Consider the following 15,777-nt stretch of genomic DNA (forward strand, 5'->3'; position numbering starts at 1 on the left):
CGCAACCCGGTCACAGTTCCACCTCGTCGGCGGAGGTGGCGCGCGTGATCTCGGACTTCTCGGTCTCGGCGATCGTCAGCGAATAGTGTTGCCGCGGATCGAAGTCCGGGAACTGGTCGACACGGTCGAGCACATCGGCGACCAGTTTCTTGAGGAACAGGCGTGGTGAGACTCCGACCTTGCCGCCGAGTTCGCCGGCGACCGCGGATGCCAGATCGCGTAGGTAGGTATCGTCGACCACCGATCGGATGCGCTCCGGTGCCGCCGAGCCCTCGGCGTAGATGTCCCGGACCCGGACACCGACCTCGACGAGCCGATCCAGATCGAAACCGGTGAGCCGGATCTGGGGAGCACGAGGATTGTCGAAACGGGCGTCGGTCCCGAAATCGGTGTGCAGCCGCTGCGCGAGCGGCGGCAGGGATTGCACGCCGAGCCGGCCGTCGAAGAACGCCGGAGTGCCGGTGATCACGAGGTACAGGCCGGGATACCGCCCGGAGTCGAGCTCGTCGATCCACTGGCGCAGCGCGTTGAGCGCTTTGGCCCGGCTGTCGCTGCGCATGCGTTGCAGGGTCTCGACCTCGTCGATCACGAGGACCAGGCCGGGGTGTCGCGCGCCCTTGAGGACGGCGAGCAGCCCCTGCAGGAATCCCATCGCCAGGAAGTGATCGACGTCCTGCCGAATACCGGCGATCCGTTTCGCGGCGGCACCTACGTGCGGTTGCCCGCCGAGCCAGGCGATGAGGGCATCGGCGGTCGCGGCGTCTTCGCGTTCGAGCGCGGCGCGATAGGCCCGCAACACCATCGGATACACCGGTGTTGCCGTCGCAACCGATGCGAGCCGCTGCTCGAGCAGGTCCTCCACCTGGGCCGAGGTCGCCTCGTCGACGCCGGCGGCGGTGGCGGCGTCCTCCTCGATGCCGTACAGCCACGCGTCGATCACCGGGCGGAACGCGCTCTTCGCGAACGCCGACGTCCGAAGTTCCTCGATGGTCCGGCGGTAGACGGTCTCCACCTTGTGCAGCGGCGTCTCGAGTTCGCTGATCTGCACCTCGGCGACCGCCAGGCCGCGGCGCATCGCGCGTTGCTCCACCCACCGGGAGAAGAACGTCTTACCGGAGCCGTACTCGCCGCGGACCGCTTTGAACAACGATCCACCTGCGGCGATGGTGTCGAGATCGGCGTCGATGGTGGTCGCGAAGCGGTCGATTCCGACGGCGAGGGCGTCGAGATTGCCGTCGGGCACGGTGCCCTGACGCAGCGACTGCAGCAGTTCGCGGCGCCGGATGGGCGAGAGTGTGCTCACGGCGTGACCTCGAACTGTTCGAAGAGGGCAGCGGATTCGAGTTCGACGTCGCTGCCGGTCACCGACAGGACCACGACGCCGTCGGTGTTGAGGACCTGCGCGAGCACCTGTACGGCCGGCCCCGCACGGAACACCTTGACCCCGAGGATCTGTGCGGCGCGGGGGAGGGGGAGGACACCGCCGCCGTCGATGGTCTCGCGAATCAGTGTCGCGATGATGTCGCGACTCATCTTGCGGCCGTAGGTTTTGTACTGACGGGCGAACAGGTCGGACTCCAGCAACTCGGCGATCCGGTCCCGGCCGCCCACCGGTGCCGCATGCACGGGCTCGGCCGCCACCGGGGTGCCGACGTCGAAAAGGGACTCGGCCTGAGCCTGCGCCTTCGCCACGGCTTTCTTGGCAGGCGCGGGTGCCGCCGGAACGGCCGCGACCGGCGCCGGGACACTGCGCGCGGGCGTCCACCACGCCGGTTGCGGTGCGGGTGCCTCGACGAGCCCGAGATGCGATGACGCGGCGCCGTTGACGAGGATCGAAACCGGAATCGTGACCTCTGCGAGCGCGGCGCCCCCGTGATAGCCGGCCTTGAGCCCGGTGTATCGCAGTTGCTCGTCGACGGCGAGGACGGCGCGATTACCGTCGGTGAGGACTCGCGGACCGTCGACAAGCACCTCGTCGGCCGGCAACGTCGTGGGATCGACTCCGGCGGCGAGCCGGTAGCGCGCGGAGATCTGTTCGCCTCGCTGCACGCTGGGCTGTTCACGGCGTTCGACGACGTGCCCGTGGTCGGAGACGAGGACGATCGTGCGACCGACGGCAGCTGCTGCGGACATCAGGGCATCGAGCCGCTTGAATCGATCGGTGGTCCACACGGTGCCGATCGGATCGGAACGATCGAGTGCGTCGTCGATGTCGTTGAGTACACACGCGATGACCGGGCGGTGATCGGTGTCGTCGACCGCGGCGCGGACATCGACGGCCAAGGCGCTGCCGCGGGTCATGGACTCGAGATCCGCCTTGTGGAAGAGCACCTGGCCCTGCCCGCGCAGGCCGTGGCCGGCCAGCCATGCGGAGAATCCGTCCCGTTCCTTGGTCTGCCCACCGCGTGTGAGAACACCGGAGAGCAGCGAGCATCGGGAGAACTCGGTGACGCTGGGCAATGCCGACAGTGCGACCGTGACCGGGTCGCCGTCGGTGAGGACGTATTCCAACCACTGCGGCCGGTTGCGCCGCAGCGCGTCTGCAACGACCTCGTTGGCGGCCGACGCACTCATCCCGTCGGCAACGATGAGAAGGACGGGCGACGGCTTGGCATCCCGCATGCGCCCGTGCGTGGGGGCAGTCAGCGGTTCGACGACGCGATCGAGCAGGTCCTCGATGTAGGCGGGGGCACCCGGGCCAGTGTCGCGGTGGGTGCCCGCCACCGCCAGGACTGCGGCGAACGCACGGTCCTGGTCGGCGCGCCGGCCTCGGACCGTGGTGACGATGCGATGTGCCGCCGCTGCGAGAACCGGGTCGTCCGCGCCGACGAACGCCTCGTCCACGGCGCCGTCCACCCAGGACAGGTCGGCGCGGTAATGAAGAAGCCAGTCGGAAAGGGTCGCCGGTGCTGCGACCGCCCGGCGACTCCACCGCAGCAGTCGCAGCGCTGCCGCGCCGACCCGCACATCGCGAGGGGCATCGGTGCTGTCGGCGCGGGCGAGCCGATGGGAGATGACGTCCGCCCACGCGTTTTCGACGGCGGTCAGGTGTCCGGTGTCGAGGACCCGTTCGGCGCCGTCCAAGGTCGCGGCGAACCGCGCGATACGCGGGGCAAGCGCAGACCGCAGTACATCGGACCGTCCCACCAATGCGGTGGCCTGCAATTCGGTGACGAGATCTTCGGCGAGTCGGAGTGTGGCGTCGGGGACGTCGCCGCCCGCCACGGCGAGGGTGGCGGTGTTGCCCCACGCGGAGATCTGACCCTCGGTGAGGGCCTGGTTCCCGAGGGCCACCTCGAGACGGGTCCGCACCGGGACGGTCACCTCGAGGGGGGCCGGAAAAACGGCGGCCGCTGCCGCGGAATCGTCGACCAGGGCCGCGACCAGACCCAACGGCACCAACTGTTCGGGGCCTCTGGTTCGCCACACCAGCGTGATCGCTCGACCGAGTGGTCCGAGTTTGCGTTCGAGCCAGGTGTAGAACTGGTCGAGCAGAGACGTATCGGTGTGGGACTGCCAGGCGGCGAATCTCGCGGTGCGCGCGGTGTCCATCGACCACAGGGCGACATGGTGCGGTGTGAATTCTGTTGGCGCCAAACCGAAATTGCGGTCGGTCAGGGCGCCGAAGAGATGGTCGGCGGTGAGGACACCACCGGGTGCGGGAGGCGCGGTGTCGTCGAGCGCCCGCAGCGCGGCGCGCGCGGCGTCGTTCTCGGTCGACAGGAGATTGAACTCCTGCCGACCGGCCTTGAACAGCTCACGCAGCGCCGGCCACGGGTCGAGGTTCGACAGGCGTCCGGCGGTGAGGTGGTCGACGATGCCGGTCGGAATCTCGGAGGACTCGCGATCGGTGAGGACGACCACCCAGTCGTAGCTCGACCGTTCGGTGATCGCATCCCGGATCGCGAGGACACTGGGCGCGACCCGGATCCGGACGCTGCTGCCGTCGAGGTCGACGGTGTCCGGACCGGGCCACGTCGGCGCGGCCGCGATCGCGAGCACCCCGCGCCGGTGCCCACTGTCACGGTGGTGGGAGATGAGGTTCCGGATGCCGGGTAGGTCGGCCTCGGGCAGGGTCGTGGACAGGGTCACGACTTCACCCGGGTGATGGTGACCGTGAACTCGTCGTTCGGGTACTTGTCGATCAGGTCCTTCAGTTCGGCTTCCACTACCGATGCGGCGACCGAACCGCGCACGGTGAATGTCTGCTCGTCGGCTTCCACCGCGGGGGCCGGAGGATCGAGCGGGACCCCGTCCGGGTTGGGCGTCACGTCCGGTTGAGGGTCGGGCTTGACCCGCTCGGTCACCGCGGCTTCGAGCCAGGCGTCGCGGGCGCGGTTGGCAGCTGTGAGTGCGGTGGAAAGACTCTGAGTGAACTCGTGTGCCTGCACGGCCTTTGCCAGGTCGGACAGAATCGCCTTTGCCTGGACTGCCCGTTCGTCGGTTCCTGCCCCGGCGTTGCGCAGAACGTCCCACCGACTCACCGGGTACGTGAGCAGCGCTCGCTCCACCTCTGCGGCTGATCCGAGAGACTTGCCGGCTTCGGTGTCATTGCCTCGCAGCTCCGCATCCGCAACAGCGGTGACGAGGTCGAGGTTGGTGACATGCGCGAGCCGGGTTTCGAACAGCTCGAGCAGGTCGGCTGCGAGCCCGTAGCGGCCCCGTGCCGGATCCAGGTCGAAGTACGTGTACGCCTGCCCGATCACGTTCACGAACTGACCACGGCCGGTGAAGGTGGAGCGGGCGTAGTCGCGTACCTGCTCGGCGAACGACGCGAGGTTGGTGGCGGTGAGGTACTCGTTGACGTTCTGCCCGGTCCAGACCTTCCAACGCCGGACGGCGTCGGCCCACACCTGGCGCTCGGGCAACGGCTCGAGACGCAGTGCGGTGTTGCGGCGGAAGTCGCCGATCATCGCCTCCGCGGTGGGGGAGGAGTGCAGGAACCAGGACCGCTTCGTCTGCGCAGCCCAGGCCGCCGCGATCAGATCGATCATGTCGGTGGTGAGGCCGCGCTTGGGGCCACTGGCGACGATCGCGGTGCGCAACACGTCGATGTCGACATCGCCCTGTTCGTCGATCGCGAGCCGGGCCAGTTCCTGCGTGATGCGGGTCTGCCACGCGGTGAACTGTTCGGGACCGAAGATCAGGTGGGTTTCGTTGACCTTCGCCAACCCGAGGGGTTCGACGATGCGACGGGCGATGTCGCGGTCGCCGCGGACACCGGCTTCGAGCGCGATGCGCCCGTCGGACTGGGACTGGGCCTCTCGCAGCCGGGTGAGCACAATGTTCAGGTCGCGGCGGGTGATCAGCTTGTCTGCAGGGGTGAAGTCCGGGTGGTCCGGGTAGAGCGCGTCGAACGCGTCGCGGATGAGACGGTCGACCGCTTCACCGAGAGTGTTGCCGATCGGAGGCTGCGCGACGAAACCGGCATGCAGCGACCGGAGCGGCGGCTGACTTTCGGGGAACTTGGCGCCGCTCGCGGTGCCGTAGGCAACCTGGATGGCGTTGCCGAGCTGCCCGCGGACCTGGGTCTGCTGTTGTTCGAGGATGGTGCGCGCGGCGAGCCGGTCTCCCTCGGAGAGTTCGTTGGCGTAGGTGGCCCAGCGGTCGCCGGCGAGTACATAGTTCAGGACGACGAGCCTGCCGAGCTGGCGAACGACCTTGTCGGGGAAGAAGTTCGGAAGCCATGCCACGGTGAACCGGTCCTGGCCGGTGCGCAGCAGTTCCTCGATGCGGTCGTGGTCTTCGGCGATGGTGTGGCCCGGGTCGTCGAACGGCAGGTCGACGATGAGCCGCAGCGCGCCGGGGGTGGCGGGGCGGAACCGATCGTCGGAGAGGTATCCGCGGTCGCGGACGTTGCCGAACACCACCTCGATGGGGCGTTCGGTGCCACGCCAGATCACGGTGCGCAGGAGGGCATCGTCGAGGGTGCGTTCGGCGCCCTGGACGTTGAAGTGCTCACCCAGCAGTGACCGCATCAGTTCGCGGCGGCGACCGTCGGTGTCCTCGCCCTGCGCGCGGGTGATGATCCGCTCGTAGTCGACGGATTCGAGGGTGACCGAGATGATCGGGTTCGCGTCGGAGGTGACGTTCACCTCGGGGATCTCCGCGGCCCACTGCTTCACCTTGTTGGTGATCTGCCCGACCTGGTCGCCGGGGATCAGCGACACCACACTGCCGTGGTTGAGGGAGGCGAGGCGGCTGGCGTCGATCTGCTTGAGCGCGGGCACGTTCGGCGCGACCGCGGACATCAGCAGGGTCTTGGCGATGCGGATGTCGGCGCGCAGTCCCGGCGGCACGTCGGCGTCGGGCATCGACTCGTCCACGCCCGCGTTACGGAAGAGCAAGGGGCGCAACTTCTCGGTCCAGAGGGCGCGTGCGGTCTTGAACATCTTGGCGGCGTCGTTGTTGATCGGGGTGGAGTTGGCGCTGTCGATGATGTAGTCGAAGGCCTCGCCGACCGGGATCACATGGTCGATGGTCAGGCGGTCCGCGCAGTCCTGCAGCATCTGCTGCATCACCTTCAGCGCGGTGCGTTCGCGCTGCATCTGCCCGGACAGAGCCCGCAGGGTCGCGATCAGCGCGGGTGAGAACGGGTAGGTGAGCGTGAAGGCGTCGGCGTCGGAGCCGTGGTGCTGGTCGTCGGTGTTGACGCCGTCGAGGAGGACGTCCCACACGCCCGGGTTCCGGTCGATGCGAGCGAAGGCGGCGTCGAGCGCGGCCTGAGCCTCGGCGTCGATCGGCTGGAGGAGACGCTTCTTCGCGATGAACGGCAAGTTCTCGTCACCGAGCTTGACGTCGCCGAATCGGCCGGCCTGGTGCGCGAATGCCTGCTCGACGGCCTGCTGGGTGGCGCCCGACTCGGGGCCGCCGGCGACCCAGCGGGACAGGTCGTGCTGGCGGGCGATGAACGAAGTGATCGGCACGGCGAGGCGGCCACGGCTGGTCTCGACGAGCTTGGTGATCTTCTGCACCTCGGCGTTGAATCTGTCGCGTTCGGTGATGAGGAAGGTCAGCCACAGCACCAGCTCGTCGAGCATCAGCACGATGCCGTCGTAACCGAGAGACTTGGCGTGATCGGCGATGACCGCGAGGCCGTCCTCGAGGGAGAGCCAGTCGGTGTTGCGGGAGTAGCTCGTGAAGTAGGACGCAATCAGTGCCTGCTGCAGACGGGAGCGTTCGGCGGGATTCGCATCGGGTGCGGTGGTGGCGGCGTAGGTGTCGGCCGTCCACGTGCCGGTCGCGGCGCCCAGTGCAGCCCAGTTCACGGTGCCGGCGGACGCTGTGGCTCCGCCCGTCGCGTTGAGAGCGGCGAAGAACTTCTCGTCGCCGACCTCGGCGCGCCGGTTGTCGGCGTCGGTGAACAGGCCGCCGGCCGAGTGCAGCACCGGCGGCAGGGTGCCGGGATGCAGCGCGCTGATCTGCCGCAGGTATTGCTCGAACAGGGCGGACTCGATGGTCGTCGAGTCGAGGAAGTGGAACGTCAGGCGCAGCAGGTTCGCGTCCGCGATCTTGGGATGGTTGGCGACGACAGGTTGCAGCTCCGGAACGGACAGAGCCTTGGGGGAGTGCCCGAGGATGCCGTGCAGGACCGCCATGAAGTGCGACTTACCGGAGCCGAAGGAACCGTTGAGGTAGGCGGCTTTGTTCTCGCCGGTGCGCAGTGACTCTTCCACCGCCGACAGGGCCTGGTCGAACGCCTCTGCGATGGCGGGGGTGACGACATACGAGTCGACGGTTGCGGCCAGTTGATCGTCGGCAACCGAATCCGACAGGCGCAGTACGTAGTCGTTGGTGCCGTGTGACACCGGGATGTCGAAGGTCTGCCGCAGCGTGCGAGCGTTGCTGGACGTGGCGCCGGGGAACATCGGGTGCTGCACTCCGTTCGAGCGGGGATTGGGCCGAGTGGTGCGTGTCGAACGAGTCGGCTCCGCGCGGATTACATCGTGCCATGCGGGTGTTTCGGTTACGGGTTGCGACCCGGGGCGGTGGGTGCGTCGCTCGTGAGACCACGCCGCTCCGTCAGTCCGCGAGGCCCAGGAACACGATCAGGGCACGGTCGAGGCGGACCAGATCGTCATCGGTGAGACGGCCGAGACGGTCGCGCAGGTTCGCGCGCGGCATCGTGGTGACCTTGTCGACCATGATGTGGCTCGGCTGGTCGAGGCCGGTGACGGGAGTCGCGTCGACGACGATGCGAAGGAGCGGCGCGTCGATGGGGTGGGTGGTCATCGGGCAGATCGTGACGGATGCGGTGGCGTCGAAACGGTCGTCCTGGACGATCACGATCGGTCGCGGTTTCCCGGTGTAGGCGCCGCGGGCTGCGGCAACGAAGATGTCTCCGCGCCTCACTCCGTCGGATCTCCGGGAGGTGGTTCGTCGTCCCAGTCGACGGAGATCGCGTCGACGAACGCCTGGTCGTCGGTCTCGTGCTCGCCGGCGGCGACAGCGGCCGACTGGCGGTGCGCTTCGGCCACGAATTCCGCTGCGCGCACGTCGGGCACCCAGATCTGTACCGGTCGTAGGCCCTGGGCTCGCAGTCGCCGGCGGTGTTCGGCGACCCGATCGCGTGTGCTCGCCATGACCGGATGTTACATGTAACGATCCGCTGGGGATGAAGTTTACAAACCTGCCCGGCCGAGTCGTTCGATGAGGCTCGTCTTGCGGGCATGCGTGTGACGCAATGCCTGGCTACGGCGGGTGAAGGCGTCAGGCCGGCCCTCGCGTTCGGCAAGTGCCTGCAGGTCGGTGAGGAGCGCGACGGCAGCGTCGTACTCGCCCGGTTTCCGGGTCGCGATCAGTGCATCGATACGCGACCAGGCGGCTTCCTCGTCACGGGCCAAGTCGTCCAGCCGGTGCTCGCGGGCGAGGGCGAGGGCCTCCTGCCGGCGGGTTTCTTCCTCGGCACGGCGTGCGGCGATCCGGCGTTTCCGGTCGCCGCGACGACGAGAGGCCGCGTCGAGGAGTTCGTCGACGGTCCGGCGTTGTGAGGTCGGAAGGTTCGGCATGTGCGCGTCGTGGAATCGGCGGAGCAACTCCATCCGGACTGCGGCGTGATCCTCGACGACGCGGAGCAGGAGTCGGTTCTTCTCCGCGACGGGCAACTGTGTCACCCATGCTTCGAGTCGGCGGGAGACGTCGGTGGTCTTCTCCTGTTGCGCGCTGGTCTCCGCGGCGGCGGCCAGCAGGTCGCTGTCGACGCGGAGGAAGTCGGCCAATGCGCGCTGCGCCGCGGTGAGGGTGGCCAATCCGGGCGGCACGGGTGGCTCGAGTTCACCTGCCGTCGACAGTGTCAGACCTGCCAGCCAGGCGAGATAGAGCGGCCGGAGATCACCCGCGGCGAGTTCGGAGCGGATCCCGACCAACGCCGACATCGGTGTGTCGCCGGTGGGATCCCAGTCGCCGCTCTCGTCCTCACTGGTCAGATCGATCACGAGGAATTTGCCTGCGGTCCGGGCGATTACCCGGTCTCCGACGCAGTAGTCCTCGGCGACGTCGAGATCGAGCAGAGTGCGGGGGAGGCGGAGCATGATCCGCCGTGTTCCCCAGTTCGCACGGTAGAGGTGCGCGTCGTAGTACCGCTCCATCATCTTGTCCGGATTTCCGCGGAAGCTACCCCAGTGGTACTCGTTGACGAAGCTGGTGGTCGTGACCGTCGCACGGGTGGACAGCGAACGCACTTCGGCCAACTGACGGTCGTTCAACGGCCGGTCGACGGCGAGGAACTCGTAGTACTGATATTCGCTCATCGCCTACCTGCCCGAATGGCGCGCTCGGTCCGGACAGCCCGGAAGCCGGAGTCGTCTCCCCAGTGGATGAACAGGTGGCCCTCGATCGTCGTGTCGTCGAGCAACACGGCCCAGCCGCGCCCGCTGACGCGGTCGCCTTCGTCGTCGCCGTCCCAGGTGAACTCCGCGGCGGTGTGTCCGTCGCGTTTCGTGGTCCGGCAGTCCATCGAGCCACGGAGCGCGACGAACCCGAACTCACCTCTCTTGTCGGCGGTGAACTCGATGAAACCGGGTTCGATGAGGTCGATGGCGTCTCGGTCCCACATATCCATCTCCACGATCCGCCATCGGCCGGTCAAGCGCTTCACAGGTCCTCCCACGATTGTCGTCAGGTGTGAGGCGAGGGTAGCCACCGCAGATGGTAACGGCGGGAGGGGTCCGCGATCACGCGACTGTGCCGCGAGTGCCATGCGGCACTACGTGCTCATCGGTACCGATGAGCACGTCGAGGACTCGGGGTTCACGCGGTCGGGTCTGCTAATTCGAACGCCGACCGGATCGCCTCGGCCAGTGCAGGTTCCTGCCCCGGATGCAGGAACCCTACGGTCTGCCCGAGGCTTGTCGCCGGGATCGTTTGGACGTTGTCGCACGAGACCACGCAGTCGTGGTCGAGTCCGTTGGCCGGCCCGACCGGGACCTCGGTGGACAGGCCCTTCACGGTGCTGGTGATCGGCGCGACTGCCACCAGCCGCAGGTACGGGCGCGCGATCTCGCGCGTGAGAATCAGCACCGGGCGGGTCTTGTCCAGTTGTGCCAACCGGATTTCGCGCATCAGTCGATGTCCAATGGCGTTGCCGAAGCGTGGTCGGCGAGTGAGTCCAAGTGGTCGGGGTCCTCTCGATCGCGCCATGCTGCGAGGATCGCAACATCCCGCTCGGCGATGAGGCGACGCTGCTCGTGCCGCAATGCGCGGGCCACCACATCGGCCCGTGAGCGTGCGTGCTCGGAGCCGACCTCGTCGTCGAGGAAAGCCACGAGATCGGCGGGTAGCCGGATCGCGATCTGCTGTGTCTTTGCCATATGGAAGAGAATACCGATCTGGATACCCATCTGGGATGCGTCCGATGGTGGAGGAGAACGTCGATGAGAAGGTGGTCGAGTCGGTGCTGAAGCAGTTCTTCGAGCAGTCGTTCGCGGAACGGCGCTCGATCGGGGCGACCAACAGGCCGTGAGCACCGTCCTCACCGGCATCGTCGAGATCGCCCGCACGTCACCGCTGGCGAACATGGGCGATCTCGGCCAGATCCGGGCCGCACTCGACGACCCGGACCACGTCTGGGAGTTTTGAACCGCTCGGAGCTGCCGAGGTGGATTGGCCGATACCGGATCCGCCGGGTGCCTTGCTCGGATTCTCTCGGCGGCTCGGAGCCTCGTCGCGACGCGCAGGTAGCGCGGGCGCGTCGCGGGCGTTGGTCATCTCGACAGGCGCCGCATCTACTTCATACCCGAGTATGATTTCGGTATGACTGCCAGGTTCACGATCAGTTTGCCGGACGAGGACGCTCGCTTTCTCGACGCGTACGTTCGGGAACGTGGCCTCGGTAGCCGGTCGGCGGGAATCCGCGCCGCAATCCGCATGCTCGGAGCCGCCGGTCTCGAACGGGACTACGCGATGGCGTTCGGCGATGGCGATACCGAGGACGACTGGGACGTCACGACGGCAGATGTCGAGTGATCCGCCGCGGGAACGTGCATTGGGTTGATCTCGATCCGGTGCAGGGGAGCGAAGCGGCCAAGCGTCGACCCGCCGTTGTCGTCAGCAATGACCGCGCCAACACGACGGCCGAACGGCTCGGCAAGGGCGTGGTCACGGTCGTGCCGTTGACGACCAACACCACGCGGGTCTTCGCGTTTCAGGTTCTCGTCGAACCCGATGAATCGGGTCTGCCGCGTGAGTCGAAAGCTCAGGCGGAACAGATCCGTTCGGTTTCGGTTCGTCGCCTCGACGGTGCACCTGTCGGAAAGCTCTCGGCGAGAACGCTTACCGCGCTCGAGGAAGCGATACGGGTGCATCTCGATCTGGTGTGAGGTCGGCGAGTTGAACACCGATCTCGGAACCCTGCCACGACTTATTCGCTCTGTCCGGTCAGCTGACGGGCGAATCGTCCTGTGTAGAAGTCTTTCCGGAAGGATTTGAGCGGCGGCTACTGCGCCGAACAGTCGGCGAGATCGACCTGATACACGTAGCCGATCGCACTGGCTATCACCTCGGCTGCGGGGTGGATGTGCAGCTGAGGCCGAGTCAGTGCCTGCGTCACGACGGCCAGTTCCCCGCTCTCGTCCTCCCTCGCAGATCGCAACTCGTTCCTGGTCAGCAGGATCGACAGCCGTGATCCGGCGACGCCCTTGACCTCGACGCGACGGGTTCCGATGACGTCCCAGCGGCCTGCCCAGTCGGCGACCCGGAACTCCTCGATCTTGTGGTGTCATTGCCGGTCAGCATTGCGGGAGGGATCGGCTGCGAGCCACTTCTCGACGAGCGCCCGGATGTTCTCGGGCATCCATTCGGCCTCGACGATAGGGTCCTTGCTGACCGGCTGGGTGATGTCGACGAATGCCCACGCGTCGATCCGGATGGTGTTGCGCTTTCGGCCAGGAACATCTCGAGGCCATCGTCCTGAACACTCATCGGTGCCTCCGTCTCCAACGACTGCAATCGGGCACAGGATCGGCCGGGCCATCGCTGACCGCACCGACGAGCTGTGCGATCACGATATCGGCCCGTGCGGCCAAATCGACTGTGTAGAAGCGGATCCGGTGGCCCTGTACAGTCAATTCTTCGTCGACGTGGCCGCGCACAACAGGGTGCAGCAGCAGCCCTTCGGACGGTGGTAGCCCCGCCGCTGAGCGGCGATCGTGCTGGGACATCAAGTACGAATACATCTGGTAGATGTATTCGCTCTTGAAGCGGTCCCGGTCGTACTGGTTCGGGCGGGTGATCGAGGTGAACTTGGTGTCGATCACGATGTGCCTGCGGGCCGAGGTCTGCTCGAGCTCCACATCGGTGAACATGCTCGGCAACAGGGCCCGTAGTCCGGGCGATGAGGATTCGATATCCCAGTCGAGCTGGTGGCCGTGCCGGACCGACCAGCCGGCAGGGGACAGTCGATGTTCGAAGAAGCCGTGAACGGCGTGTTCGAAGAGTCTTCGCAGGAAGTGGTCGCCGTCGGCGATGTCGACGAAGGCTCGTCCGTCGCCGCCCGGTGCGGGGATACGGAACGTCAGGAGAAGTTCGGCGGCACAGAGCATTCTGCGGTCTCGGACCATGCTCCGGTCCGCAAGCAGGGCAGAGATCTCGGCTGCTCGCGGCGGCGAATCACCGACACCGAACGCCCGGAATCGTTCCTGGAGTGCGCGGGTGCGTTGCGCGAGTTCCGGGTCGTTCACCAGTCGCGTAGCGCGGCTCAGCGCGGCACGCACCAGACGGTTTCCCGGTGTGTCGACGACGATCTCGTCGAATCTGCACGACACCCGGCCGCGGTCGAGGTAGCGATGGCGATAGGTGTCGAGCACGTCGATCCGGCCGCGTACTCGGGGGAGTTGATCCTGCCGTCGTCGGAAGCCGACGGACAGGCTCTGTCGTAGGCGTGTCTCGGTCTCGTACACGAGCAACCGGGTCACCGCGTCGGGAAGTTCCTCCGGCATGGTTTCGAACCCGGCGAGGTCGGCGCCGCCGCGCCGGTACAGGTGGGAGGCGAACAGTTCCAGCAGCCACAGATTTCGCACCGGGATCTGTGACGAGGTGACCAGGCGAGTCTCCTCGGCCGAAGTCGTCACGACGGCCGATCGCTCGGCTTCTGCAGGATCCGAAGCTGATCCTGCACCTGCTGCGGCTTGTCGAACCAGTACTCGGCGAGCAGTGGCGCGATCTCGAAGCGAACCACCCGCTGGAACCACTTCTCGGAGAAATGCTCGCCCGCCTCCGCCACTGACCCCGGGGTGAAGTAGGAGTGGCCGATGCCGTAGTCCTTGCCGAGGTTCGGGTCGGCCGCGATCACGTCGTTCAGTGCGGTCATCCGTTCCGCGATGTGGTCGACGACCGCGTCGTCGTATCCGCGACCGGTCACGAACTCCCGCCAAGCGTCGTTGAATTCCGGTTGCAGGTCGAAGAACGCGAATCTGCGCCGGAGGGCCATGTCCACCAGCGCCAGGGAGCGATCTGCGACGTTCATCGTTCCGATCACGTGCAGGTTTTCGGGCAGGTGGAACGGTCCTTCACCCTCGCGTGGATAGGCGAGGTTCAGTGCACTGTCGGGGTGACGTTTGTCGTGTTCCAGCAGGGTCAGCATCTCACCGAAGATCTGCGCGGGATTGCCGCGATTGATCTCCTCGATCACCAGGACGTAGTCGTTGCCCGGATCCTTGCGGGCCTTGTCCGCGGCGGTCAGGAGCGGCCCGTCGACCAGGGTCAGTGTGCCGTCCGATCCCGGACGGAAACCGCGCACGAAGTCTTCGTACGACATCGAAGGATGGAACTGCAGGAGAGTTGTCCGCTTGGATCCGCGCTCATCGCACAGGACCCAGCCCAGTCGCCTCGCCAGCCAGGTCTTCCCGGTGCCTGGGGGACCCTGAAGGATGATGTTCTTCTTCGACTTCACGGCCTCGATCATCGACTCGAGAAGCTGGACGTCGAGGAAGGAGCCGTCGGCAACGATATCTGCGACCGTGTACCCGTCCGCTACGTCGGATACGTTCACCGGACCTCCGGTCGCGGTCGACTCCGAGGGCGTGGCGGATCCGTCCGTCGCGGTCGCCGATGAACTCCCGGCGGTTCCTTGGTAGAGCCAGGCGCTCCGGGAGAGTTCAGGTGGCGTGGCGAACGGTGACGACGACGAGCTGAGCCAGCTGGTGACGGTTTCGGTGTTGACCAGAAAGTCCTCACCGGAGATCTTTCCCCCGAGGTTGAGGTGGGCGGCGATCTCGGGGTATGCGTTCGCGAGGAAACGCGAGTTGACGCCGTCGAATGCGGTGAAGGTTTCCGGCCGAACCCAGTAGGTGCCCATGGTGAGCATGCGTGTCTGACCGGTTGCAGCGCCGTCGAACGCGGTGATGAGTCTTTCCCGGTTCGTCTCACCTCGGGATTCGGCGTATGCCTTCGCTGCCTCGAACAGATCCCACAGCCTGTCGACGGCATCGTCGGCGCGATCGATCTCCCAGCGGATAAACCACGAGTTCCTGTTGTCCACCACAGGGATTCCGTCGAACCTGGTGGGCGCGGGAGCAGCGATTCCGAAGGCATCGCGGTACGCCTCGGCGATCCGTGTCCGGCGGGAGTCGGTGATGCCGCGGTTGAACGGGCCGTAGACGGTGAACGGGTCGATGTCGGTTAGGGCACCGATCGTGCCGTCGAGGCGATGATCGGTCTTCAGGTAGCGGAACAGACGCTCGGCACCTGAGCGTCCTGCAGCATCCCAGAGGATGTCGAGGAGGTCCCCTCGGCGATCACGGAACGGGACCAGTTTGTCGGCAAGTTCGGTGTAGAACGGCACCCAGGTAAAGTCTGCTTTCCCTGTTACCGGCCGACCGTGGTCGAGGAGGTGTTCGAGTTCCGGACGGGCGGTCTGGATGCGGAACAATGTCGTGGCCGAACTCAGTTCGTTCTGAGCGGCTTCGGACAGTTCGTCGCGGCTGATGCGGGGGATGAGCCACTGGACGGGACGCCAGTGCTGGTACGGCGTCTCCGGCCGATACTCGTACGGTCCGCAGATTCTGCCGATGCGCAAGGTCCGGTCGGCGCGGTTCGGGGAGACGACGATGTCGCCGTCGCTCATCTCGTGGACGAAGCGGTACAGCGTGCCGGCGCTCGCGGCATGGCTCTTGTGCTCGTCGGGGTAGGCGTCGGCGACGGCTTTCCGGAAGGCGTCGCGCGTGGCGTCGAGCGTGCGCAGATCGGGCATCTCGTCCCACCCGACCCGCACGGCATTGTCCGCGAGCGGATCGATGTCGATACGGTCGTTGTGGATTCCCCAGTAGTCGACCACGAGAAGCG

14 protein-coding genes are annotated in these 15,777 nt (G+C 66.6%); 2 read left to right on the top strand and 12 right to left on the bottom strand.

The genetic code is table 11. The features are described 5' to 3' along the window. Positions 1-10: 10 nt before the first annotated feature. From brxD to WAX14_RS01430, 9 genes are all read right to left on the bottom strand, one after another. Positions 11-1,303 (bottom strand): BREX system ATP-binding protein BrxD, encoded by a 1,293-nt coding sequence (gene brxD, locus WAX14_RS01390; protein WP_422626307.1) that lies wholly within the window; start codon positions 1,301-1,303, stop codon positions 11-13. Then, positions 1,300-4,092, bottom strand: a complete 2,793-nt coding sequence (gene pglZ, locus WAX14_RS01395; protein WP_422626308.1) for a BREX-2 system phosphatase PglZ — start codon at positions 4,090-4,092, stop codon at positions 1,300-1,302. Before pglZ ends, brxD begins: the two co-directional genes overlap by 4 nt. Next, positions 4,089-7,868: a DUF6079 family protein gene (locus WAX14_RS01400; protein WP_422626309.1), complete on the bottom strand. Its 3,780-nt coding sequence runs from the start codon at positions 7,866-7,868 to the stop codon at positions 4,089-4,091. The genes pglZ and WAX14_RS01400 overlap by 4 nt, the downstream gene beginning before the upstream one ends. A 154-nt stretch (positions 7,869-8,022) precedes the next feature. After that, a complete protein-coding gene (locus WAX14_RS01405; protein WP_422626310.1) occupies positions 8,023-8,352 on the bottom strand; it encodes a type II toxin-antitoxin system PemK/MazF family toxin in 330 nt (109 codons plus the stop codon). Then, positions 8,349-8,582 carry an antitoxin MazE family protein gene (locus WAX14_RS01410; protein ID WP_422626311.1) on the bottom strand — a complete coding sequence of 78 codons (234 nt, stop codon included), beginning with the start codon at positions 8,580-8,582 and terminating at the stop codon, positions 8,349-8,351. Before WAX14_RS01410 ends, WAX14_RS01405 begins: the two co-directional genes overlap by 4 nt. A 39-nt stretch (positions 8,583-8,621) precedes the next feature. Beyond that, positions 8,622-9,749, bottom strand: a complete 1,128-nt coding sequence (locus WAX14_RS01415; protein WP_422626312.1) for a hypothetical protein — start codon at positions 9,747-9,749, stop codon at positions 8,622-8,624. Next, positions 9,746-10,096: a hypothetical protein gene (locus tag WAX14_RS01420; RefSeq protein ID WP_422626313.1), complete on the bottom strand. Its 351-nt coding sequence runs from the start codon at positions 10,094-10,096 to the stop codon at positions 9,746-9,748. Before WAX14_RS01420 ends, WAX14_RS01415 begins: the two co-directional genes overlap by 4 nt. Before the next feature lie 152 nt (positions 10,097-10,248). Continuing rightward, positions 10,249-10,560 (bottom strand): type II toxin-antitoxin system PemK/MazF family toxin, encoded by a 312-nt coding sequence (locus WAX14_RS01425; protein ID WP_422626314.1) that lies wholly within the window; start codon positions 10,558-10,560, stop codon positions 10,249-10,251. Next, positions 10,560-10,808 (bottom strand): antitoxin, encoded by a 249-nt coding sequence (locus WAX14_RS01430; RefSeq protein ID WP_422626315.1) that lies wholly within the window; start codon positions 10,806-10,808, stop codon positions 10,560-10,562. The genes WAX14_RS01425 and WAX14_RS01430 overlap by 1 nt, the downstream gene beginning before the upstream one ends. A gap of 442 nt (positions 10,809-11,250) precedes the next feature. On the opposite strand from WAX14_RS01430, the gene WAX14_RS01435 reads away from it, so the two are divergent. Both WAX14_RS01435 and WAX14_RS01440 read left to right on the top strand, forming a co-directional pair. Then, positions 11,251-11,463, top strand: coding sequence for a ribbon-helix-helix domain-containing protein (locus WAX14_RS01435; protein ID WP_422626316.1), 213 nt, complete (start codon positions 11,251-11,253; stop codon positions 11,461-11,463). Beyond that, a complete protein-coding gene (locus WAX14_RS01440; RefSeq protein ID WP_422626317.1) occupies positions 11,460-11,816 on the top strand; it encodes a type II toxin-antitoxin system PemK/MazF family toxin in 357 nt (118 codons plus the stop codon). Before WAX14_RS01435 ends, WAX14_RS01440 begins: the two co-directional genes overlap by 4 nt. 116 nt (positions 11,817-11,932) lie before the next feature. On the opposite strand, the gene WAX14_RS01445 is transcribed toward WAX14_RS01440, so the two are convergent. From WAX14_RS01445 to WAX14_RS01455, 3 genes are all read right to left on the bottom strand, one after another. Next, positions 11,933-12,205, bottom strand: coding sequence for a protein NO VEIN domain-containing protein (locus tag WAX14_RS01445; protein ID WP_422626331.1), 273 nt, complete (start codon positions 12,203-12,205; stop codon positions 11,933-11,935). 208 nt (positions 12,206-12,413) lie between these two features. After that, a complete protein-coding gene (locus WAX14_RS01450) occupies positions 12,414-13,565 on the bottom strand; it encodes a 5-methylcytosine restriction system specificity protein McrC (RefSeq protein ID WP_422626318.1) in 1,152 nt (383 codons plus the stop codon). Then, positions 13,562-15,769: an AAA family ATPase gene (locus WAX14_RS01455; protein WP_422626319.1), complete on the bottom strand. Its 2,208-nt coding sequence runs from the start codon at positions 15,767-15,769 to the stop codon at positions 13,562-13,564. The genes WAX14_RS01450 and WAX14_RS01455 overlap by 4 nt, the downstream gene beginning before the upstream one ends. Positions 15,770-15,777 lie beyond the last annotated feature (8 nt).

It is taken from the genome of Rhodococcus sp. (in: high G+C Gram-positive bacteria), from assembly GCF_049299235.1.
GTDB lineage: Bacteria > Actinomycetota > Actinomycetes > Mycobacteriales > Mycobacteriaceae > Rhodococcus.